Origin of the sequence: Comamonas sediminis (assembly GCF_041107495.1) — a bacterium.
Classification (GTDB): Bacteria; Pseudomonadota; Gammaproteobacteria; order Burkholderiales; family Burkholderiaceae_C; genus Comamonas; species Comamonas sediminis.
The window spans coordinates 190,684-212,458 of record NZ_JBGBDC010000004.1 but is presented as its reverse complement, the minus strand read 5'-3'; the positions used below and the strand labels follow the sequence as shown (position 1 = coordinate 212,458).

General features: G+C 64.1%; 18 protein-coding genes. 16 read left to right on the top strand and 2 right to left on the bottom strand.

Annotated features, from left to right (window positions below):
* The first annotated feature begins 231 nt into the window (after positions 1–231).
* The 10 genes from AB7A72_RS11130 to AB7A72_RS11085 are packed head-to-tail and all read left to right on the top strand — an operon-like array spanning position 232 to position 10,675.
* Complete coding sequence (locus AB7A72_RS11130) at positions 232–546, top strand: VOC family protein (RefSeq protein WP_369459989.1); 315 nt, start codon at positions 232–234, stop codon at positions 544–546.
* On the top strand, positions 543–1,682 hold the full coding sequence (locus tag AB7A72_RS11125) for a M14 family metallopeptidase (RefSeq protein ID WP_369459988.1): 1,140 nt from the start codon (positions 543–545) through the stop codon (positions 1,680–1,682). Before AB7A72_RS11130 ends, AB7A72_RS11125 begins: the two co-directional genes overlap by 4 nt.
* Before the next feature lie 21 nt (positions 1,683–1,703).
* Entirely contained in the window at positions 1,704–2,717 is a 1,014-nt protein-coding gene (locus tag AB7A72_RS11120) for a quinone oxidoreductase family protein (protein ID WP_239812604.1), read from the top strand.
* Positions 2,714–3,142 carry a PaaI family thioesterase gene (locus AB7A72_RS11115; RefSeq protein WP_369459987.1) on the top strand — a complete coding sequence of 143 codons (429 nt, stop codon included), beginning with the start codon at positions 2,714–2,716 and terminating at the stop codon, positions 3,140–3,142. The genes AB7A72_RS11120 and AB7A72_RS11115 overlap by 4 nt, the downstream gene beginning before the upstream one ends.
* A 15-nt stretch (positions 3,143–3,157) precedes the next feature.
* Positions 3,158–4,777: an ABC transporter substrate-binding protein gene (locus AB7A72_RS11110; RefSeq protein WP_369459986.1), complete on the top strand. Its 1,620-nt coding sequence runs from the start codon at positions 3,158–3,160 to the stop codon at positions 4,775–4,777.
* A gap of 14 nt (positions 4,778–4,791) precedes the next feature.
* Positions 4,792–5,760, top strand: coding sequence for an ABC transporter permease (locus AB7A72_RS11105; RefSeq protein WP_239812607.1), 969 nt, complete (start codon positions 4,792–4,794; stop codon positions 5,758–5,760).
* 1 nt (position 5,761) lies between these two features.
* Entirely contained in the window at positions 5,762–6,646 is an 885-nt protein-coding gene (locus AB7A72_RS11100; RefSeq protein WP_369459985.1) for an ABC transporter permease, read from the top strand.
* 38 nt (positions 6,647–6,684) lie between these two features.
* Positions 6,685–8,220: a class I adenylate-forming enzyme family protein gene (locus AB7A72_RS11095; RefSeq protein WP_369459984.1), complete on the top strand. Its 1,536-nt coding sequence runs from the start codon at positions 6,685–6,687 to the stop codon at positions 8,218–8,220.
* Positions 8,217–8,990, top strand: a complete 774-nt coding sequence (locus AB7A72_RS11090) for an SDR family oxidoreductase (RefSeq protein ID WP_369459983.1) — start codon at positions 8,217–8,219, stop codon at positions 8,988–8,990. Before AB7A72_RS11095 ends, AB7A72_RS11090 begins: the two co-directional genes overlap by 4 nt.
* A 44-nt stretch (positions 8,991–9,034) precedes the next feature.
* Positions 9,035–10,675, top strand: coding sequence for an ABC transporter ATP-binding protein (locus AB7A72_RS11085; RefSeq protein ID WP_369459982.1), 1,641 nt, complete (start codon positions 9,035–9,037; stop codon positions 10,673–10,675).
* Between the two features lie 72 nt (positions 10,676–10,747).
* On the opposite strand, the gene AB7A72_RS11080 is transcribed toward AB7A72_RS11085, so the two are convergent.
* Positions 10,748–11,674 carry a LysR family transcriptional regulator gene (locus AB7A72_RS11080; protein WP_369459981.1) on the bottom strand — a complete coding sequence of 309 codons (927 nt, stop codon included), beginning with the start codon at positions 11,672–11,674 and terminating at the stop codon, positions 10,748–10,750.
* Positions 11,675–11,772: 98 nt separating this feature from the next.
* Between AB7A72_RS11080 and AB7A72_RS11075 the strand changes: the two genes are divergently transcribed.
* The 4 genes from AB7A72_RS11075 (at position 11,773) to AB7A72_RS11060 (ending at position 17,320) form a co-directional block, all read left to right on the top strand.
* Positions 11,773–12,726 (top strand): hydroxymethylglutaryl-CoA lyase, encoded by a 954-nt coding sequence (locus AB7A72_RS11075; RefSeq protein WP_369459980.1) that lies wholly within the window; start codon positions 11,773–11,775, stop codon positions 12,724–12,726.
* A 57-nt stretch (positions 12,727–12,783) separates the two neighbouring features.
* Positions 12,784–13,989 carry a CaiB/BaiF CoA transferase family protein gene (locus AB7A72_RS11070; protein ID WP_369459979.1) on the top strand — a complete coding sequence of 402 codons (1,206 nt, stop codon included), beginning with the start codon at positions 12,784–12,786 and terminating at the stop codon, positions 13,987–13,989.
* A 65-nt stretch (positions 13,990–14,054) separates the two neighbouring features.
* Positions 14,055–15,050: a Bug family tripartite tricarboxylate transporter substrate binding protein gene (locus AB7A72_RS11065; protein ID WP_369459978.1), complete on the top strand. Its 996-nt coding sequence runs from the start codon at positions 14,055–14,057 to the stop codon at positions 15,048–15,050.
* Between the two features lie 293 nt (positions 15,051–15,343).
* Positions 15,344–17,320, top strand: a complete 1,977-nt coding sequence (locus AB7A72_RS11060) for a HEAT repeat domain-containing protein (RefSeq protein WP_369459977.1) — start codon at positions 15,344–15,346, stop codon at positions 17,318–17,320.
* 217 nt (positions 17,321–17,537) lie between these two features.
* Here AB7A72_RS11060 and AB7A72_RS11055 read toward each other — a convergent pair whose 3' ends face one another.
* Positions 17,538–18,482, bottom strand: a complete 945-nt coding sequence (locus tag AB7A72_RS11055) for a LysR family transcriptional regulator (protein WP_369459976.1) — start codon at positions 18,480–18,482, stop codon at positions 17,538–17,540.
* A gap of 128 nt (positions 18,483–18,610) precedes the next feature.
* On the opposite strand from AB7A72_RS11055, the gene AB7A72_RS11050 reads away from it, so the two are divergent.
* Positions 18,611–20,176 carry an MFS transporter gene (locus AB7A72_RS11050; protein WP_369460132.1) on the top strand — a complete coding sequence of 522 codons (1,566 nt, stop codon included), beginning with the start codon at positions 18,611–18,613 and terminating at the stop codon, positions 20,174–20,176.
* Between the two features lie 304 nt (positions 20,177–20,480).
* Positions 20,481–21,413, top strand: a complete 933-nt coding sequence (locus AB7A72_RS11045; RefSeq protein WP_239808649.1) for a pyridoxal-phosphate dependent enzyme — start codon at positions 20,481–20,483, stop codon at positions 21,411–21,413.
* Positions 21,414–21,775 lie beyond the last annotated feature (362 nt).

The following is a 21,775-nucleotide window of genomic DNA, read 5'->3' as shown; positions in this document are numbered from 1 at the left end:
GGCGGCAACAACTGCCGGGAAACCGGCTTGGGGCAGCAACCCGCTTGAGTCTGCCAACGCAACCGGTCCATGCAACACCTCGCCGATTACCCCGCTTCATGCCGAGCGGGAGAGAGTGAAGACAGTGACGGCCGACCCAAAATCCGCATACCAATATTAAGAAATCTTCGTAGACGCGCATCAGCGCTGCATGCGAACCTTGCCCCCTTTCAAGCAAGCAAGGAACCTTTGATGTCACTGCCTTCCGTGACCGGGCTGGTCCATTCCATTGTCCGCGTCAACGATCTGCAAGCCGCCACCGCGTCGTACCTGAAGCTGGGTTTTTCACTGGCGCCCCAGGGGCGCCACCACACCGGAACCACCAACCAAACGCTGATCCTCGATGCCAACTACATCGAGCTGCCGTGCTTTGCGCCTGGCCAGCGTGCCACGTCGCGCTTCAACGATTTCGCCGACACCGATGAAGGCCCGGTGGCGGTGGCGCTGCAAACCACGGATATCGCGGCTGGCAGCTTGCCAGCCTTCGGGCAGGAGAAACAAATATGAGCACCGCGTCTACGGTAGAGGCTCCACTGCCCGGCACCATTCCGGAATACTGGCAGGCCTTCTCGCGCGACTACGCCGATGCGCGCCTGCGCTTCATCGCGCAAGCCCAATCGGTCGGCGCGTCGGTACACAGCTACACGCACCCCGACAAGACGACGCCCGATGGCCAGCCGCTGCGCATCGATGTCGCCCGGCTCGGCCCTGCGGATGCAACGCGCACCTTGCTGCTCATCAGCGGCACGCACGGCCTCGAAGGTGCTGCGGGTTCGGCCGCGCAGATCGGCTGGCTGGCCACCGGCAGCGCCCGCGCGTTGCCGGCGGACACCAACGTGGTGCTGATCCACGCGATCAATCCCTACGGCTGGTCGCACCAGACACGCACAACGGAAAACAACGTCGACCTGAACCGCAACTTTGTCGACCACAGCAAGCCGTATCCGCCCAACGATGCCTACGATCTTCTGCACCCGCACGTGGTGCCGGCGCAGTGGACGCAGGCCGGGCTGGCAGCCGCAACAGCAGCGGTCGATGCCTTCCGCAAGGAGCACGGTGCAGACGCCACCTTCAACGCCACTGCCAGCGGTCAATACAAGTATCCGCAAGGGCTGGTCTATGGCGGAGAGCAGCGTGAGTGGTCGAACCTGACCCTGGAAACCATCCTGCGCGAGCACCTGGCGCAGTCGCAAAAAGTGGCGCTGATCGACTGGCACACCGGCATTGGCGAATACGGCGAGCCGTTCTTCCTGTGCTTCAACGAAGAAGGCAGCGAAGAGCAGCAACAAGCCGCCAGCTGGTGGGGCAGGGAGCGCGTGCTCGACCAGCGTCCGCACGGCTTGGCGCGCCCCAACTACCAAGGCCTGGTATTCCGTGGTGTCGAGCAGTTCCTGCCGGGCCGCCAGGTGGCCGGCGCCGTCGTCGAATTCGGCACACGCGGCCGCCAGGTCGGCGAAGCGCTGCGGCTGGACCAATGGCTGCGCTTCAAGAGCAGCCAGGCAGCGGACGCCACCCGCGACGACATCCTTCGCCATGACCTGATCGACGCATTCGTTCCTTATGCCAGCGGCTGGCGCCAGTCGGTGCTGAGCCACGGCATTCACATCACGGAGCAGGCCTTGCAAGGTCTGGCCTCCTGGTAATTTTTTGATGCGAGTTTCCCCATGAAAGCCATTGTTTTGCACGAACACGGCGGCAACGACAAGTTGACGCTGGACACCCAATTCCCCGATCCGGCACCCGGCCCTGATGACGTCGTCGTCCGCGTCAAGGCATCGTCGCTGAACTACCACGATGTGTTCACGCGCCGTGGCATGCCGGGCATCCGCCTGGATTTCCCGATCATCATCGGCCTGGACGTGGCCGGTGAAATTGCGGAAGTCGGCGCCAACGTCAGCGACTGGAAAGTCGGCGACCGCGTGCTGGTGGATCCGATCGACCGCGTCAACGGAGGCCTGGTCGGCGAGACCATCCACGGCGGTCTGGCCGAGCTGTGCCGCGTCGGCGCGCACCAGTTGATCAAGCTGCCGGAGGACGTCAGCTTTGCCGAAGCCGCCGCCTTGCCGGTGGCCTATGGCACCGCGCTGCGCATGATGGAAACCATTGGCCAGGTCAAAGCCGGAGAGAAGGTCTTGATCCTCGGCGCCAGCGGCGGCGTTGGCGTCTGCGCCGTGCAGCTGGCCAAGCTGGCCGGCGCCACCGTCATCGCTGCTGCCGGCTCCAAGGAAAAGGCCGACCGCCTGCGTGAATTGGGGGCGGACGACGTGATCCTGTATACCGAAGAAGATTTCGTCAAAGCGATCTACGCACGCTACGGCAAGCCCGGCCGCCGCCGCAACGGCCCGCAAGGCGGTGTCGATGTCGTGGTCAACTTCACCGGCGGCGATACCTGGACCCAATCGCTTCGCGTGCTGCGTGTGGGAGGCCGCGTGCTGACCTGCGGCGCCACCGCCGGCTACGATCCGAAGGAAGACCTGCGCTTCATCTGGACCTTCGAGCTGCAGATCCTTGGCTCGAACGGTTGGGAGCGCCAGGACCTGCACCGCCTGCTGGAGCTGGTGCAAACCAAGAAGCTCAAAGTGCTTGTCAACAAGCAATGGCCGCTGGAGCAAGGCGCGCAGGCTCTCGCCAGCCTGGAAGACCGCAACGTCTTCGGCAAGGTACTGGTGGGCGCATGAGCATCCCCTCTCCCCAAAAACTCGGCGCCGCCGACATCCAGGCCATCTTCGAGACCTCCCCCTTCATCGCATCGCTGAAGCTGGATGTGAAGGAAGTCGACCATGACAAGGGCGTGCTGACCGTGGCCGCCCCTTTTCTGCCGGCCTTCGAGCGCGGTGCGAACACCGGCCAATGGCATGGCGGTCCGCTGGCCGCCATCATCGATACGGTGGGCGACTTCGCTGTCGGCATGCAGATCGGCCGTGGCCTGCCCACCATCAACTTCCGCGTCGACTACCTGCGCCCGGCCATCAACACCAACTTGCTGGCCGTTGCCACCGTGCGCCGCGCCGGCAAGTCGGTCGGCGTCGCCGATGTCGACCTGTACAACGACCAAGGCGTGCTGCTGGCCATCGGTCGCGCCAGCTACTCCACCCTGCCCTGAACCAAGGAACCACTTATGAGCACGTCCGGCCTGTCACGCCGTCAATTCAATTTCTGCAGCATCTCTGGCGTAGCACTGGGGGCCTCTGGCGGTTGGGCGCTTCCGTCCTTCGCGCAAACCGCCACGCCCAAACGCGGCGGTACCTTGGTCGCCACCTGGGGCGGCCTGGAGCCGCAAGCGCTGTTCGTGCCGGGCGGCGGAGGTTCAAGCCCGTTCCAGACTTCGACCAAAATCCTGGAGCGCCTGCTCAAGCTGGACGAAAAACTGGAGTTCCAACCAGTGCTGGCAGAAACCATCACGCCATCAGCCGACTTCAAGCAATACACCATCACCTTGCGCAAAGGCGTGAAGTGGCACGACGGTGCAGACTTCGACGCCAAGGACGTGGTCTATAACTTCCTGCAGCACTGGAAGCCGATTTCGGCCGGCATCGCGCTCAAGGCCCTGAGCAAGGTCACCGCCCCCGACAGCCACACCGTGGTGCTGACCTTCGACCAGCCGACTCCGGAGTTCTTCCTGAAGTCCATCCTGGCGGGCCAATACCAATTGGTGGTACCCCGCCATCTGTACGAAGGCAAGGACCTGCTGACCAACCCGCTCAACAACACGCCGGTCGGCACCGGCCCTTGGAAATACGGCCAGTGGGTGCGCGGCAGCCATGTGCTGTATGCGCGCAATGCCAGTTACTGGAGCGCCAACCGCCCCTACCTCGACAAACTGATCATCCGCTGGTGGGGCGACCCGGCTTCGCGCGCGGCGGCGCTGGAGACCGGCGAGCTGTCGGTGGCCTATTCGAATCCGGTGCCTGCACGCGATATCGACCGTCTGGTGAAAACCGGCAAGGTCGTCGTCGACACGCGTGGCTACGAGAACTCGGCGTGGACCGTGACTGCCGAATTCAACCAGCGCCGTGAGCATGTGAAGCGCAAGGAGGTGCGCCAGGCGCTGCTGCATGCGATCAACCGCCAGTTCATCGTCGACACGATCTATTTCGGCCGGGGCAAGCCCGCCATCTCGCCGATCTTCAGCAGCAACAAGCAGTTCTATACCGACGATGTGCCGCGCTATGCGTTCGATCCCAAGAAGGCGGGCGCGCTGCTGGACGCCGCCGGCCTGCCGCTGAAAGACGGCAAGCGCTTTTCCGTCAATGTGGTGGCTGCTGCATGGTTTGAAGAGAACGCCAAGCTCGGTCAGTACATCAAGCAGGCGCTCGAAGATGTGGGCGTGGAGGTCAAGCTGGACTCGGTCGATCGCGCTACCGCGCTCAAGCGCATCTATGGCGACTACGACTACGACATTGCCATCTCCAACTTCACCGCGCCGCTGGAGCTGGTGCCGACGGTGACGCAGTTTTTCACGACCGATGGCATCGTCAAGGGGGCAGCCTTCCGCAATGCAACCGGGTACTCCAGCAAGGACATGGATGCGCTGGTGTCACAGCTGATGACGGAAACCAATCCAAAGGCACGCCAGAAACTGGCTGCAGACTTTGCCAAGCTGGCCTCGACCGATGTGCCGATCGTGCCGCTGGTGGAAATGGAGTCCTTCACGCTGGCCGGCAAGAAGGTACGCAATGTCACGCGTGGTGCCAACGTCCAGGGCGAGTCGCTCGATGACGCCTGGATCGACAGCTAAAAAGGTGGGTTGAAATGCTTGCTCTTCTGCTGCGCCGGCTCCTGCAGGCCGTGCCCCTGCTGCTTGGCGTGATTGTCCTCAACTTTACGTTGATCCAGATGGTGCCCGGCACGTTCCTGGACGTCATGACGGCCGAGCAGCAGGTGACCGACCAGGCCATGATCGATCGCTTGCGCGTGACCTACGGGGTGGACCAGCCACCGGCCATTCAGCTGGCGAAGTACATCGGCTCGGTCGCCAAGCTGGACCTGGGCTATTCGTACCGCCACAACCTGCCGGTGATCGACGTGCTGTGGGCGCACCTGCCGGCGACCTTGCTGCTGATGTTTGCAGCCTTGCTGATCGCGGTGCTGGTGGGGTCGGCAGCGGGCATCGTCTCTGCGCTCAAGGTGAACACCTGGTGGGACACGGCGGTGTCGGTGTTTGCCGTGCTGTGCTTTGCCGCGCCAAGCTTCTGGCTCGGCATCATGCTGATCATCCTGTTTTGCGTGAAGCTGGGCTGGTTCCCGGTGGGCGGCATGGTCACCATCGGCCTCGACGGAGGCTGGTGGACGCAAGCGGTGGATATCTTGCATCACCTGTTCCTGCCCGCGCTGACCCTCGGGCTGTTCTACAGCGCCAACTATGCCCGCGTGATGCGCGCCTCGATGCTGGAAGTCAGCCGCATGGACCACGTGCGCACCGCGCACGCCAAAGGCCTGAAACACAGTGCCGTGGTGCTGCGGCACATGGCGCGCAATGCCATGCTGCCGGTGGTCACGCTGTTTGGTCTGCAACTTGGCGCGGTGCTGGGCGGCAGCATCGTGGTCGAGGCCGTTTTCAGCTGGCCGGGTATCGGCGGGGTGCTGTTCGACAGCGTGATGAGCCGCAACTATCCGGTGGTGCTCGGCATTCTGGTGCTGAGTTCCGTAGTGGTGATTCTGGCCAACATCCTGATCGATCTTCTCTACGCCCGGCTCGATCCGCGCATCAAGGCCCACTGACATGACAACGCCCTTAACGCTCGCGCCGGCCCCCACCGTTCGCGCCAAGCGCAGCAACCATCTCATCGCCCGTTTTGCCCGCCATCGCGGCGCAGTGGTGGGTGCCTTGTTGCTCGCGCTGGTGGTGCTGATGGCACTGACGGCAGACCTGCTGTACCCCGGCAATCCGCTGCGTATCGTCGCCGCGCCGGAGATCTGGCCCTTCACCGACCGCGCCTACCCGCTCGGCACCGATGCATTGGGCCGCGACATCACCGCCATGATCGTGCATGGCGCGCGCGCCACCTTGCTGATCGGCCTGGTGGCGGCTGCGGCGGCCACCGCCATTGGCGTTACCGTCGGCGCGCTGGCGACCTGGTACGGCGGTTGGGTGGAAGAGATTTTGATGCGCCTGACCGAGCTGTTCCAGATCATCCCAAACGTGGTCTTCGTGCTCACGGTGGTGTCTGTGCTGGGACCGAAGATCGGCAACATCACGATCGCCGTGGGCTTGGTGTCATGGCCGCCGATTGCGCGCCTCACCCGTGCTGAATTCCTGTCGCTGAAGGAGCGTGAATTCGTACAGGCCTGCCGTGCCGTGGCGCTCAGTCCGGGGCGCATCATCTTCCGCGAGATCCTGCCCAATGCGCTGCCGCCGGTCATCGTGATGGCGTCGCTGGTGGTGGCCGGCGCGATCCTGTACGAATCGGTGGTGTCCTTCCTGGGCCTCGGTGACCCGAACATCGCCAGCTGGGGCCGCATGGTCGGCGAGGGCCGCACCTTGATCCGTTCGTCATGGTTCCTGAGTGCCGTACCCGGCGTGGCAATTATGTTGATCGTGCTCGCCCTGAACCTGGTCGGCGACGGTCTGAACGACGCCCTGAATCCCAAACTGCGCAAACGCTGACCGCCCGCGCTGCAATCCTTCCCTTACGCCAACGCACCATGACTGATTTTCGCTATAACCTCGGCGATCTGAACGATCCCGCCCTTCCCCTTGACCTTCCGGCCATCGTCGACCTGCGTGACTTTGACCAGCCCCGTGAATACAGCCATGCGGATATCCGGGGGCTGGCCGGCGGCGTCGCTCGCTGGTTGCAGGCACAAGGCCTGCCGCGTGGTTCGCGCATCGCCATCGCCTCGCTCAACCGCGCTGAGTTTCTGATCAGCTATTTCGGCATCATGCGCGCCGGCTACGTCGCCGTGCCGATCAACATCAAGCAACCCGAGCAAACCATTGCCTACGTGCTCCAGGACGCCCATATCGTGCTGGCGTTTGTCGATGGTGCACGACGCAATACCTTTTCTGCCTATGTGCGCGTGGTCGACTTCGATGATGCCGGCCCCGAGGGCTTTGCTGCACAGATCACGCCGGCCGAGTTCGAGAGCATTCGCCCGCAAGCGGATGAAGAAGGCCAGATGCTATACACCTCCGGATCGACCGGCATACCCAAGGGTGTGCCGCTGACCCATAGCGGGCAATTGTGGGCGCTCCAAGTCACCACGCCGCCGCCGGCGGAGCCGCAACGCCTGCTGCTGGCGCAACCGCTGTTCCACATGAATGGCCTGTTCATGGCCAAACGCGCCTTTGCGTTGCATTCGCAGCTGGTGATCCTGCCGGGCTTCGATGTGGACCATTACCTGACCGCGTTGGAACGCTACCGCATCAACACGGTGACCGCTGTGCCGACCATGTTCGCCCGCTTGATCCGTGATCCGGCACGTCTGCAAGGCCGCGATTTCTCGTCCCTCAAGCGCGTGGCATTGGCATCCGCTCCGATGACACTGGACCTTCTCGGCCGCCTCAAGGCCCTCTTTCCCGCGACCCAGTTTGCCCATGGCTATGGCACGACCGAAGCCGGGCCGGCGGTGTTTGGCCCCCATCCGGACGGCATCCCCTTGCCGGACCTGGCGGTCGGCCATCCGATCCATGTGGACCATGTGCGGCTGGTCGATGGCCCCAATGAGAACGAAGGCGTGCTGCTGATGCGCAACCCCGCCGTGCTGGCCGGCTACCACAACCTGCCCGAGAAGAGCGCACAGGTGCTCCATGACGGCTGGTACACCAGCGGCGATGTGATGCGGCGCGACGAGCAAGGCTTTTACTACTTCATCGGCCGCGCCGACGACATGTTTGTCTGCTCGGGTGAAAACATCTATCCGGTGGAAGTGGAAAAACTGCTGGAGCGCCATCCCGATGTCATTCAGGTCAGCGTGGTGCCATTGCCGGATGAAGAACGCGCGCATGTGCCGGTGGCCTTTGTGGTGCGCCGCCCGGGCAGCACGCTCGATGCCGACACGCTCAAGCGCTTTGCGCTGGACAACGGCCCCGCCTACCAGCATCCGCGCCGTGTGCGCTTTGTCGCGGAGTTGCCATGGGCCGGCACCAACAAGGTGGACCGCCATGTGCTGATCCAGCTGGCACGCCAGCTTGAAGCCGAGCAAGGCTGGCTGCGCGCCGATGACGAGGTGGTCGCATGAGCCAGCGCAACCGCTTTGATCTGACGGGAAAAATCGCGCTGGTGACCGGCGCCAGCCGCGGTATCGGCCGTGCCATCGCCGTGGCCTTGGCGGAACAAGGTGCGCGCATCATCGTGCATTACCATCAGGCCGGCGATGCCGCTGACGGATTGGCATCCGAGATCCGCGCACAAGGCGGCGAGGCCTGGACCGTGGCCGCAGACCTGTCTGCCGCCGATGGTGCAAGCGTGCTGGCCCATGCGGTCAAGGCCATCGTCAGGGACGCGTCCGCAGGAGGCCTGGACATCCTGGTCAACAACGCCGGTGTTGGCTTACGCGCACGCATTGCCGATGTGCGCGAAGAAGACTTTGACCGCGTGCTGCAGGTGAACCTGAAGACGCCGTTCTTCCTGATCCAGCAATTGCTGCCGGTGCTGCGCGACGGCGGCCGCATCATCAACGTCTCGTCGATGGGCACACGGGCGGCCTATCCGGAAATGAGCGTGTATGCCCCGGCCAAGGGCGGGCTGGAAGCGCTGACCTTGCTGCTGGCAGCGGAACTCGGCCCGCGCAACATCACGGTGAATGCCGTGCTGCCCGGCGCGACGGCAACCGACCTCAACCAGCGTGCCCGCGATCCGGAAACCGCCAAGGTCATTGCCCAGACGGTTGCATTGGGCCGCGTCGGCCAGCCCGATGACATCGCCGACATCGTCACCTTTCTGGCCAGCAACGCGGGCCGCTGGGTGACCGGCCAGAACATCGATGCCACCGGTGGCCAACGCCTCTGAAGCCGCATTTGACCGGTCCACACCAAGATCGCCAAGATTGATTTATGACTGCCCTGCTTTCACTCCAGAACCTCACCGTCGCGCTGCCGCCCGGTGCTGACCGTCCCCATGCGCTCTCCGGGGTCAACCTGGACATACATCCCGGCGAAGTGCTGTGCGTGGTCGGTGAAAGCGGGTCGGGAAAATCGCTGACGGCAGCGGCCGTGCTGGGCCTGCTGCCCGAGGGTGTGTCTGTCACCGGCGGCCGCATCGCCTGGAATGGCGAAGACCTGCGCTGCGCGAGCCCCGAGCGCCTGCGCCAGCTGCGCGGCAAGGAGGTGGGCACGATCTTCCAGGAGCCGATGACGGCGCTCAATCCGCTGCGAACCATCGGCGACCAGATTGCCGAGTTGTTCCGCACCCACACCCAACTCCGCCGCAAGGAGATCGAGACGCGCACGGTGGCGTTGCTGGAGTCGGTGCATATTCCGAACCCGGCTGCTGCCGCAAAGGCGTACCCGCACGAGCTGTCCGGCGGCCAGCGCCAGCGCGCCATGATTGCCATGGCGTTGGCATTGGAGCCCCAACTTCTGATCGCCGATGAGCCCACCACGGCGCTGGATGTGACCACGCAGGCGCAGATCCTGAAGCTGATCCATGAGCTGCAACGCCGCAAGGGCACCGCCGTGCTGTTCATTACCCACGACTTCGGCGTGGTGGCCGACATTGCCGACCGCGTGGCAGTGATCCAGAAAGGCAAGCTGGTAGAAAGCGGCCCGGCAGAGCAAGTGCTCAACCATCCGCAGGACCGCTATACGCGTGCCTTGATTGCGGCCGTGCCGCCGCTGGAGCCAGCGCTGCGCGTGCGTGCCGAAGGACGGCCGGTGGCGTTGTCTGTCAGCCATTTATCCAAGACCTATGGCAAGAAGCGCTGGTTCAAGCGCAATGCGCGCATCACGCATGCGGTGAGCGACGTCTCGATCGAACTGGCCGCCGGCAGCACGCTGGGCATCGTGGGCGAAAGTGGATCGGGCAAATCCACATTGGCGCGCAATGTGCTCGGCCTGCTGGTGCCCGAAGCCGGTGAGATGAAGGTGTTCGGCGAAGCGGTGGACCTGCGCACGCCCTCCGGACGCCGGCACCACGCGTCACTGGTGCAGATGGTGTTTCAGGATCCATATGCATCGCTGAACCCGCGCCGCCGCGTGGGTGATATCGTCACCCAAGGGCCCATCGCCCACGGCAAGACGCATGATGGTGCATGGCGGCATGCGCGCGAATTGTTCGATCTGGTCGGCTTGGCGCCGGATGCGCTGGAACGTTATCCCCATGAGTTCTCCGGCGGGCAGCGCCAGCGCGTCGGCCTGGCACGCGCACTGGCGATGGATCCCAAGATTCTGGTGGCCGATGAACCTGTCTCTGCACTCGATGTATCTGTGCAGGCACAGGTGCTGGAGCTGCTGGCACGGCTGCGGGACCAGTTGCATCTGTCCATTCTCTTTATCACCCACGATTTGCGCGTTGCTGCGCAGGTCTGCGACCGCATCGCAGTGATGAAGTCGGGCCAGATCGTGGAACAGGGTGAGAGCGCCCACGTCTTCGGCAAGCCGTCCCATCCCTATACGCAGGCCTTGCTGGCGGCAGTGCCGGGCCGGCACTGGCATCCCGAGGCAGCCGTCCAGACGAAGATGGCCGAGGTCGCCTGAGCGCCTCGTCCCCCTGGCCGCCTGCCTGCTTGGCCGCGAAAACCATGCCCCTGCGCGCCGCAAAAGGATTATTTATCGCGTGTGCAACGCCTGCGGCGACTGCGCCGCCAAATGGCTCAACAACGCCTTGGCCGCCGACGACAGCAAGGCCGCATCCCGGTAGCTGATCGCAAACTGCCGCTGCGCCCAGCTGTCCGCCAGCGGAATCACCCGAACATCCGTGTTGGCGGCAAAGCTCAGTGCCACTTCGCGCGGCACCACGCTGATCGCCAGGTTGGCCTGGACCACGCGCAGCGCGGCATCGAAGTTGGAGACATGCACGCGGTGGCGCAGCGCCTTTCCTTCTTGCGCTGCGGCGCGGGTGAGCAAGATTTGCACTGCGCTCAACGCCGGCATGCTGACATGTTCGTAGTCCAGTACGTCGGAGAAGTGCACCGCTGCGCTTTGCGCCATGCGTGCGATGGGGTGACTTTTATGCGCCGCAATGGCCAGGTGGTCGCTGCCATAGGGCTGGGTCTGCAGGCCGCTCAGATCGGCTGCGTCCCAGCAAATCCCCATGGCCGCGCGCCCTTCGCGCACGCCGCGCACCACATCCGGGCTCACGCACTCCTCCAAAGTCACACGGATACTGGCGTGCGCGGGTTGCTGCAAAAAACTCGCGACATGGTCAGCCAAGGATTCGGCCATCACCGACGCCGTGACCAGCACCCGTACCTGTCCCTGTACGCCCTTGCTATAGGCCGCCATCTCCTGCTGCATGTGGTTGGCGGCGGCCAGCATGGTGCGCGCATGTTCCAGCAAAGTCTCACCCGCTGCCGTGGGGCGCAGGCCGCGCCGTTCGCGGATGAACAAGGGCGCGCCCATCTGGTGCTCAAGCTGGGCCAGCCGCTTGCTGATGGCCGATGCCACCAGCGCCTCGGCCTGCGCCACACGGGCAATGCTGCGCTGCTCACAGACCTGCACAAACAGCCGCAGGTTCAGCAGACTCAGGTCATACATGATTTTCCTCTTTGGAACGAAACCGGTTCCGTATTCGATTATTGCTGATACTTTGGAAAATCTAAAATCAGAACCAACGACAAAAGCCTGGAGACACGATGACCGCCACCTCAACCCTTGCTACACAGCGCGCCAGCATCCGCGAAGTTGGCCTGCGCGATGGCCTGCAAAGCCTGGCCAGCATCGTCAGCACCGCCGACAAATGCGCCTGGATTGACGCCGCCTACGACGCCGGCATGCGCGAGATGGAGGTGGGATCGATGGTGCCCGCGCACCTGCTGCCCCAGCTGGCCGATACCGAAGCCGTGCTCGCCCATGCCTGCAGCAAACCGGGCTTGCTCGCCTCCGTGCTGGTGCCCAACCTCAAAGGCGCCGAGCGCGCCTTGGCAGCGGGCGCGCAGTCCATGGTCGTGCCGCTGTCGGCCAGCTACGCGCACAGCCTGGCCAACCTGCGCAAAACCCCTGACGATGTCGTGGCGGAAGTCGCCCGCATCCGCGCAGTGCGCGACGCAGCGGGGAGCCACGCCCAAATTGAGGGCGGCGTGGGCACGGCCTTTGGCTGCACCCTGCAAGGCGATGTGGCCGAAAGCGAGGTGCTGCGCCTGATGCAGGCCTTGCTGGACGCCGGCGCCGACCATGTGAGCCTGGCCGATACCGTGGGCTATGCCGACCCCGACAGTGTGCGCCGCTTGTTTGAAAAAGCCCGGCGCCTGGTGGACGGCCGGCTGCGCACCGCCCATTTTCACGACACCCGCGGCATGGGTCTGGCCAACGCCTATGCGGCCTGGCAAACCGGCATCACCCACTTTGACGCCTGCCTGGGCGGCATTGGCGGCTGCCCGCATGCACCGGGTGCCAGCGGCAATGTCACCACCGAAGACCTGGCCTATATGCTGCAGCGCATGGGCGTTGCTACGGGTCTGGATGTACCCGCCCTTTTGCAGTTGCGCCAGCGCATGCACGCCTGGCTGCCCAACGAGAAACTGCACGGCAGCCTGTGGCAAGCCGGTGTGATTGCAGCTCCCCAGGCTTGTGCTGCCATTTGCACTTGATTCTTAAACCCCATCAACCGCTGGTGCCACACCATGCGCGCTAGTAGCTATCCAAATATGAGTAACCCCTCTCCCACCCCATCGCTCCCCCTCGCCGGTATCCGCGTGGTCGAATTCACCCACATGGTCATGGGCCCCACCTGCGGAATGGTGCTGGCCGATCTGGGCGCCGAAGTCATCAAGGTTGAACCTGTCGAGGGCGACCGCACGCGCCACTTGCTGGGTGCGGGTGCCGGCTTCTTCCCCATGTTCAATCGCAACAAAAAAAGCATTGCGCTGGACCTGCGCCAGCCCCAGGGACTGGAAGCCGCCATTCGCCTGGCCAGCACGGCCGATGTGGTGGCGCAAAACTTCAAGCCCGGCGTGATGACCAAGTACGGCCTGGACTATGCCGCGCTGTCCAAGCTGAACGAGCGCCTGATCTATGTGAACCATACCGGCTTTTTGCCCGGGCCTTATGAGCACCGCACGGCGCTGGACGAGGTCGTGCAGATGATGGGGGGCCTGGCCTATATGACAGGCCGCCCCGGCGACCCGCTGCGCGCGGGCACCAGCGTGAACGACATCATGGGCGGCATGTTTGGCGCAATCGGCGCCATGGCAGCGCTGATGCAGCGCGCACAAACCGGCAAGGGGCAAGAGATTGACTCGGCGCTGTTCGAGAACAACGTCTTTCTCGTCGGCCAGCACATGATGCAGTACGCCGTGACGGGCGAGGCGGCCGATCCCATGCCCAACCGCATCTCGGCCTGGTCGGTGTACGACGTGTTCACCGTCCAAGACGGCGAGCAGATCTTTCTGGCGGCCGTGAGCGATGCCCAGTGGCGTACCATGTGCCAGGCCTTTGGCTGGGCCGATCTGCTGGCCAACCCGCACTACACCACCAACAACGAACGCGTACGCGCGCGCCCGGCCCTGCTCGCCGATCTGCGCGCGCGCCTGGCCCGCATGGATGTCGAACAGGTCGCCAAAATCTTTGAAGACAACGGCCTGCCCTACGCCCCCATCAGCAAGCCAGAACAACTGCTGGATGACCCGCACCTGCTGGCCACCGGCGGCTTGGCCGAGGTAACGCTGACCGACGGCGAACGTGCCGGCCAAACCGCACAAACCACCTTGCTGCCGCTGCGCATGGCGGGCGAGCGACTGGCCGTACGCCAAAACCCGCCCCGCCTGGGCGAGCACACCGCCGAGTTGCTGGCCAGCCTGGGCTACGAAGCCGCGCAGATCAGCGCCATGCAGGCCACCCAGGCAGCGGCGTAACGCTACCAATATAAGAGCAAACCATCCTTTACAGACAGGCGCAAAGCCGCAATCAGGAGACAAACATGCACCCCACCCGCCCAATCCCCCGCCGCACCGCACTGGCGATGGTTCTGGCCAGCCTCACCAGTGGCGCTTTGCCCGCGCTGGCGCAAACCAAGGCTGCAGGGCACGACAAAGCGCTGCGCGTCATCTTGCCGCTATCGGCGGGCTCGGGGGCCGACGGCGCCATTCGCGCCATCAGCACGCCCATCAGCAAAGCCCTGGGCCAGCCCCTGGTGATTGAGAACCTGCCCGGCGCAGGCGGCATCACCGGCACGGCGCAGATTGTGCGGGCGCCCAAAGATGGGGACACCATCGGCATCGTCAGCAACAACCATGTCGTCAACCCCAGCCTGTACAAAAACATTCCTTTTGATTCGATCAAGGACATCGCGCCCATCACCATCATCGGCACCACGCCCTTTGTGCTGGTGGCCAACCCCAAGGTGCCCGCACGTACCGTGCAGGAGCTGATTGCCCACGCCAAGGCCCATCCCGGCACGCTCAATTACGGCTCATCGGGCAATGGCACCATCCTGCATTTGGGCGCCGCCATGTTTGTCGAGCAGGCCCAGATCGATGTGCCCCACATCCCCTACAAAGGCATGGGCCAGCTGATGAATGACTTGCTCAGCGGCCAGGTGCAGCTGGGCGTGGTGGCGGTCGCACCCGCCATGGCCCACATCAAGGCCGGGAACCTGCGCGCCATCGGCATCACCAGCGCCAAACGCAGCGCCAGCCTGCCCGATGTGCCCACCATTGCCGAACAAGGCCTGCCGCAGTACGAGCTGGACGGCTGGATCGCCGCCATTGCCCCAGCGGGTGTACCCAAGGCCGAGATGGACCGCCTCTACCAAGGCTTTGTGCAAGGCATTGCCTCCCCAGAAGCCCGTGAAGCGCTCATCGCCCAAGGCTACGAGATCCAGCTCTCCCCGCCGGAAGTGGCAGCCCGTTTTATGGCGAGCGAAAAGCAGCGCATGCAGGCGGCGGTGAAAGCCGCCCAAGTCAAAATGGATTGAGCCCGCAGATGGGTCGGGCTCCTCCAATGAACTCCCACACCGGACGCTGAATGGCGGGAGCTGCGGCATCGCAACCGGGCAGCATGGCTGAGCTCGCATGCCGCCACTTCCCCGCTCTGCGACAGCGTCATTCCCGCCGAGTGTGTTAGCACGCTACACTGGCCGGCAGCCCACCAAGCGGACGATGTATGGGTGGGCGACTTGTTCCCTGGCGGCCTCGGGGCGGTTGCCATGCGGGGACCGCTTCTTGGGCAGGTAGCACCCCGGCAAACCTGCCGAGCCTTCTAGTACTTATGAACGACAATCTCAGCCAGGCACTGGCAGACCAGTTGCAGAGCTCGACGAAAAACGTCGATGTGTTCCTGGCGCTGGAAGCGCTGTCTCATGCAGACCCGGCAGTGGCCTTCGAGGCCACCACGGCCTTTTTACGGTCCGCGCCGGAAAATCGGCTGCCGCTGGCCCGAAGTGCGCTGCACGCATTGGCGGATCGTGCGCCCGCGCTTTTGCTGAAAGCCACGCTGGACGAAGACGCCAAGGTGGCAGACGCGGCCAAGCAGGCCTTGTTGGCCCGCCCCTCGAATGATGCGTTGCCCCTGTACCTGCGCATGGCCAAATCCAAGAGCGTTGATGAAGCCTGCTCGGGTTTCATGTTCCTGGGCCGTATCTCCTCGCCGCAGGCGCGTGCGCCCTTGTTCAAGGCCCTGGGCCACCGCAGCGCGGCGGTGCGCGCGTATGCCGCCACATCCATCCACAGCCATGCCGACGAGCACTGGATTGCCGAGCTGCTGGAGGCCATCCGCACGCTGCGGCGCGAAGAGGCCGACAAAAAGAAGGACTTCGACGAGGTGATCAACACGCTGTGCAGCACGGTGGTCCAGAAATCCACGCGCTCCAACCTCGAACTGCTGATCGAAGGACTCGGCGACGCGGACGCGAGAGTCCGCCGGACCTGCATCAGCGCACTAGGGCGCCTGGGCGACGCGGCAGCGGTGGCCCCCTTGATCGAGACGTTGGAACACCCGCGCCGGGGGATGCCGCTGCAGCTGCGGATGGAACTGGTCAAGGTGCTTGGCGAGTTGGGCGACGCGCGTGCGATCGCGCCGCTGCTGCGTGCCGGGGTGGCGGTTGCCGGCCCGGCGCTGGGCCTGCTGAAGGCGCAAGAAGCCGTGCCCGAACTGATGGCCCTGCTGGAGCAGGCCAGGACACCACGCGATGCCAGCGAATGGGCCGAAGTTTTGGCGCAGTTGGAAGGGCCCGGCGAGCAGCAGTGGCCCCGCGCCGGGTTGCAGTCGGCGTCGTTGCAGGTGCGCCGTGCCGCTGCGCTGCAGCTGGCGCGCACGGCGCCCGAGGACGCGGCAGAGCATCTGCGCGCCCTGCTGCCCCAGCTCTCCAGCGGCGACGCTGTGCGCGTGGCCGAGGCGCTGGCCTCCATGGGCTGTAGGGAGGGTTTCGAAGGTTTCGCGCGGGCATTGGAAGACGATCCCCATCACTGGAACGCCAGCGCCGTCGCATACGCCTGCAAGAATCTTCGCGGGCCCCAGGTGCAGGCCCTGCTCTTGGGCCTGCTGCCCGGCATCCGCAACGAGTATGTCCATAACGTCTGCGCAGCGCTGGCTGCGCAAGGGGCTGAGGTGTTGCCTGCGCTGATCGGCGCAGCCCAGGAGGCCGGCGATGGCTTGCGGTACCGCTACAGTGCGGCGCTTGCCGAGTTCCGCGACCCGCAAGGCGCCAGGTTATTGGCACCTCTCATGGTCCGCCGCAACCCCTTGCGGGACGCGGCCACGCTGTCGCTGTCGGCCACGCCCAGCGCCGAGACCCATGCAGCGCTGGCTGCTGCATTGCCGCTGGCGGCGTCGCCTGCCGATGCGCGGCTGATCACCGAAGCGCTGGCGCAAGCAGCCACGCGCGAGGCGATCCCCGATTTGATACGGGCGCTGCAAACCGATACCGCCACCGAGGAGGTATTGGAGGCCTTGGGCCGCCTGGGCGATCGAGCGGCTGTGCCTGCACTGGTCGACCAACTCAGCAGCCCCCATGCGCGCCGCCGCCAGGGTGCAGCCATGGCGCTGGGCCAGATCGCAGACCCTGCAGCAGGGGCGCCGCTGGTCAAGCTGCTGCTGACAGAGCTTGATCTGACGGTGGCGCAGGCTGCATTGCATGCCTGGCTGGCCAGTGGAGCGGTAGACGGTGGCGCGCTCGACGGGCAGGATGTGCCGGGCACGCGCGCATTCCTGTTGGCCCATGCCCGGCAGCGGCGCAAGCAACGCTAGCACGCAGGTCCGGTGGTGCCGGCGCAGTGCCTTTGTCAGCGGATTGCCGGATGGGGTGAGCGGGGCTGGCAGGCACCTCCCGCCCCCATTGCGGCGCACCCGGTACATCCCGATCCCGCAGGCATTCTCTCGATCTGCAGTGCCGGTGCGGATGGAGACATACACAGTCCGCTCGCTGGAGACGCGCAGGCTGGAGCAGTGCAGAACGTGACGCCGTTCATGTTGATTTCTGCACCCCATCTGCATTCAGCAATGCAGGGATCTCTGCCACCAGCGCATCGATGGCCACGCGGAGCTTGCAACGCAATTGCCGCGTCTGGGGCCAGATAGCATGGATCTCATAGGAACGGGCCCGGTATGCGGGCAGGATGTGTACCAGCTCACCACGTTGGACATAGCTGCTCAGCAGCCAGCAAGGTACCCAGGCAATGCCATAGCCGGCAACGGCAGCAGCAGCCAGGGCCTGGATATCGTCCATGCTGATTTGAGAGCGCAGTTGCGGGCGATGGCTTGCTGGCGCGCTGCCCCCGGTGGCTGGCAGGGCATTCCACGGCGCAAGCACACCCGATCTCGAATAGCCCAGGACGGTGTGGCCATCGAGCGCCTCCAGATTCCGGGGTGTTCCATGGCGGGCCAAATAGGCCGGAGACGCACCGATGCTGATGTGCTGCGTGCCCAGCAGGCGCGCAGACAACGTGCCACTGTCATGCAGCGGGCCTATGCGTATGGCCAGATCAAAGCCCTCTTCGATCAGATCGACGGCCCGGTCACTGAATGACAGATCCATGCTCAATCGCGGGTACAACCGCGTCAGATTCAGCAGGATGGGTGTCACGCACAACTGACCGAAGCCTTCGGGCACACTCACCCGCAGGCGGCCGCTGGGCTGCATTCGTCCGCTGTCCAGATCCGACTCGGCCGCCTCCAGCTCCTTCAGGGCGCGAATACAGCGCTCGTAATAGATCTGCCCTTCCTCGGTGAGGGTCTGCCTGCGCGTGTTGCGCTGCAAAAGCCGTGTTCCCAGGCGCGCCTCCAGCTTGGCCACGGCCTTGCCGACCGCCGAACGCGTCACACCCATACGCGCAGCAGCCGAGGTGAAGCCACCGGCGTCCACCACATGCACAAATGTGGATACACCGTCGAGAGGGTCCTGTACTGCCATCTTTATTGGTTCCCAAAAGGCGTCATAAACGGGAATTTATTGCGCTAATCCGGGAATTATATTCCCGCAAACTCGCATGGAGTGTTCTGCACCAGAACGCCGCTTTCCTGTTTTTGGAGCGTTTAACCATGTCCTTGAGAGATACCCATGGATCAACCACAGACCGCCTGCCTCTGACCATGGCCCGCCGCAATCGCCTCGCGCTGCTTTCTGTCTGTCTGGCAGCGCTGATGTTCAGCCTCGAGATCTCCAGCGTGCCGGTGATCTTGCCAACGCTGGAGTCCGTGCTCCACAGCGACTTCAAGGACATTCAGTGGATCATGAATGCCTACACCATTGCATGCGTCTCGGTGCTCATGGCCACCGGATCGTTGGCCGATCGTTTTGGCCGCAAGAGGGTCTTTCTGATCTCTACCGTGCTGTTCGCAGTCGCATCGCTGTTGTGCGGCATGGCATGGAACACGCCGCTATTGATTGCCAGCCGCGCCTTCCAGGGAGCCAGCGGCGGCGCCATGCTGATCTGCCTGGTGTCCGTCCTCTCTCACCAGTTTCCCCAAGGCGCCGAGCGCAGCCGCGCATTCAGCATCTGGGGCATCATTTTGGGTATCGGTCTGGGTTTTGGCCCGCTGATAGGCGGCCTGATCGTCGCCCTGGCAGACTGGCGCTGGGTGTTCTGGGTACATGTATTCCTGGCCGCATTCACGCTGATTCCGGCCGCGATGGCCGTGCAGGAATCCCATGATCCGGACGCCGGCACGCTGGATATCGCGGGCATCGTGACGCTGTCTCTCGCGGTGTTCGGTCTGGCTTTCTTTGTGACGCAGGGCGCATACACCGGTTTTGCCAGCGTGCCCGCGCTGGCCGCCATCACTGTTGGCCTGCTGAGTTTTGCTGCGTTTGTGTGGGTGGAGTTGCATGCCCCGCATCCCATGTTCGACTTCTCCGTCTTTCGGGTGCGCCATTTCTCGGGTGCGCTGATGGGCTCCATGGGCATGAACTTCAGCTTTTGGGCATTTATCATCTACCTGCCCATTTATTTTCAGAGCGCGCTAGGCCAGGATGTCGCGGCTGCCAGTGTTTCCCTGCTGGCCTACACGCTTCCAACGCTGGTGTTTCCAGTGGTTGGCGAGCGCATCGCGATGCGCTATGGCCCGCATATTGCGATTCCGCTGGGGTTGTTTGTCATTGGACTGGGTTTCGTGCTGATGCTTATAGGCAGCCAGCTTGTCCATCTCCACTGGCTGTACGTGCTGCCAGGCTGCCTGATGGCTGGTGCCGGGCTGGGGCTTACCAACACCCCGGTCACCAACACCACCACGGGCTCGGTCGCCCACAACCGCGCCGGCATGGCCTCCGGCATTGACATGAGTGCGCGCATGATCACGCTGTCGATCAACATCTCGTTGATGGGCTTTTTGCTGGTCCATGGCGTGCAGCAGCACCTGCAGGCTGCATTGCCTGGCGCTGTGGATGCCGAGTCACTGCGCAAGATGGCCAATGGGGTTGCGTCCGGCAACTTGCACGCGCTGCAGGCGAGCGCCGACGCCGGCACGTCCACGCCGTCTCTGACCGGCATTGCCCGCGAGGCACTGGCCCATGGCTTCAGCGGCTTGATGCTGTATGCAGCGATTGCGGTATGGCTGCTGGCGCTGGGAAGCGCTGTGATATTTTTCGGTGGCAGGCCCAGGCGGTGACCGCCCCATCGCCGAAGGCATCGATGAGGGACGTACAAACGCCGGGGCGCGTCCGCCCAAGCCGCTTGCCGGTATCGCGCAAGCTACCGCTGGCTATTCAGGGAGCACCCGGCAGCGCATACACTGGCTCCTGGTTTTCAGGGCGCTCACGGGCGCCTTGCTGCTTCGCGAGTCCGCACCACCCGTCTGGGCGGGCATGCTGCTGATCCTCAGCAGCTTCGCCTTGGCAAGCCTGCGTATGCCGCCATTGTCAGCACGCCAAATCCCCGCCAACGAACCGCGCCCATCGGGCCCATGATCTGCCATGCCACTCCACATTGAAACCCCTCTCGTCCGATCGCAACCGCTCAGCCTGCTGAGCGCCAAAGACGTCTGGCTGAAGTTGGACGCGTTGCAACCCTCGGGCTCTTTCAAGCTTCGCGGTGTAGGTGCCCTTTGCGAAGCCCATGTGCGCCAGGGCAAGAAGCGATTCATCTCCTCGTCCGGCGGCAATGCCGGAATTGCGGTCGCCTATAGCGGTCGTCAGCTTGGCATCCCGGTGACGGTCTACGTGCCGGAAACCACGACCGCACGCGCCAAGCAACTGATTGAACAGGAAGGTGCCGCAGTTGTCGTGCATGGCGCCTCCTGGCAGGAGGCCAATACGCTCGCGCTGGCGCAACTCGATGACGACACCGCATTCGTGCATCCGTTCGACAACGAGACCATGTGGCAAGGCCACGCGACGATGGTCGATGAGGCGGTGCGCGCCGGGGTCGAGTTCGACTGCGTTGTGCTGTCCGTGGGCGGCGGCGGCTTGCTCTCCGGTGTCGTGGCAGGCCTGGACCGCAATGGGCTGAGCAAGATGCCCGTGGTAGCGATCGAGACGGCAGGTGCTGATTCGCTGTCGCAGTCTGTCCAGCATAGTGCCCGCATCGAGCTGCCTGCCATCACCAGCATCGCCACGTCGCTCGGCGCAAAGCAGGTGTGCGAGAACGCTTTCAACCTGACCCGCACGCATGACATTCGCACGCACGTCGTCACTGACCTGGAAGCACTCGACGCCTGCGAACGCTTCCTTTTCGACCATCGCATTCTCGTTGAGCCAGCATGTGGCGCTTCGCTCGCCCCGCTCTACAGTGCCCAGCCTCCCGCTCTCGACGGGTTGAAAGCGCCGTTGGTCATCGTTTGTGGTGGCGCTACGGCGACTGTCGAACAGCTGCGCCTATGGCGGCAGCAGCTGGGTGCTGCCGCCTGACAGAGACCGCAGCGGCGGCGCCATCCACCCGCGCCCGGGTGGAGGTCGCGGGCTCCCGCATCGCCAGAGATGCGCAGAGGCTGTTGGGCGCAGGGGCCGCCAGCTGCTGTGCAGCCTTACTCTTTTGGTGCCGCGCTGCGCTATCCGGTCACTGCCCGGTGAACTCTCCTGCTGCATCTGCCGTTGAAGGCAAATCGCAACACCCACACCTTGCGGGCGCCATCGCCCCTCAGCAAAAGCCACGGGACAATGCCTAGCGCAGGCGCTCCCGCCTTCGGCACCGGGGCTTGCACAGCCTCCATGTCACTGCGAGCCTTGGCATGCTGCCTTTCCAAAAGCCTGTAAGCCATGGCGCAGGCCAT

Coding starts and splice junctions, on each gene's coding strand:
- AB7A72_RS11070 (WP_369459979.1), top strand. CDS start 12,784: ATGAGTAACCCCTCTCCCACCCCATCGCTCCCCCTCGCCGGTATCCGC.
- AB7A72_RS11050 (WP_369460132.1), top strand. CDS start 18,611: ATGTCCTTGAGAGATACCCATGGATCAACCACAGACCGCCTGCCTCTG.
- AB7A72_RS11095 (WP_369459984.1), top strand. CDS start 6,685: ATGACTGATTTTCGCTATAACCTCGGCGATCTGAACGATCCCGCCCTT.
- AB7A72_RS11105 (WP_239812607.1), top strand. CDS start 4,792: ATGCTTGCTCTTCTGCTGCGCCGGCTCCTGCAGGCCGTGCCCCTGCTG.
- AB7A72_RS11080 (WP_369459981.1), bottom strand. CDS start 11,674: ATGTATGACCTGAGTCTGCTGAACCTGCGGCTGTTTGTGCAGGTCTGT.
- AB7A72_RS11075 (WP_369459980.1), top strand. CDS start 11,773: ATGACCGCCACCTCAACCCTTGCTACACAGCGCGCCAGCATCCGCGAA.
- AB7A72_RS11085 (WP_369459982.1), top strand. CDS start 9,035: ATGACTGCCCTGCTTTCACTCCAGAACCTCACCGTCGCGCTGCCGCCC.
- AB7A72_RS11065 (WP_369459978.1), top strand. CDS start 14,055: ATGCACCCCACCCGCCCAATCCCCCGCCGCACCGCACTGGCGATGGTT.
- AB7A72_RS11120 (WP_239812604.1), top strand. CDS start 1,704: ATGAAAGCCATTGTTTTGCACGAACACGGCGGCAACGACAAGTTGACG.
- AB7A72_RS11055 (WP_369459976.1), bottom strand. CDS start 18,482: ATGGCAGTACAGGACCCTCTCGACGGTGTATCCACATTTGTGCATGTG.
- AB7A72_RS11060 (WP_369459977.1), top strand. CDS start 15,344: ATGAACGACAATCTCAGCCAGGCACTGGCAGACCAGTTGCAGAGCTCG.
- AB7A72_RS11125 (WP_369459988.1), top strand. CDS start 543: ATGAGCACCGCGTCTACGGTAGAGGCTCCACTGCCCGGCACCATTCCG.
- AB7A72_RS11045 (WP_239808649.1), top strand. CDS start 20,481: ATGCCACTCCACATTGAAACCCCTCTCGTCCGATCGCAACCGCTCAGC.
- AB7A72_RS11090 (WP_369459983.1), top strand. CDS start 8,217: ATGAGCCAGCGCAACCGCTTTGATCTGACGGGAAAAATCGCGCTGGTG.
- AB7A72_RS11130 (WP_369459989.1), top strand. CDS start 232: ATGTCACTGCCTTCCGTGACCGGGCTGGTCCATTCCATTGTCCGCGTC.
- AB7A72_RS11110 (WP_369459986.1), top strand. CDS start 3,158: ATGAGCACGTCCGGCCTGTCACGCCGTCAATTCAATTTCTGCAGCATC.
- AB7A72_RS11115 (WP_369459987.1), top strand. CDS start 2,714: ATGAGCATCCCCTCTCCCCAAAAACTCGGCGCCGCCGACATCCAGGCC.
- AB7A72_RS11100 (WP_369459985.1), top strand. CDS start 5,762: ATGACAACGCCCTTAACGCTCGCGCCGGCCCCCACCGTTCGCGCCAAG.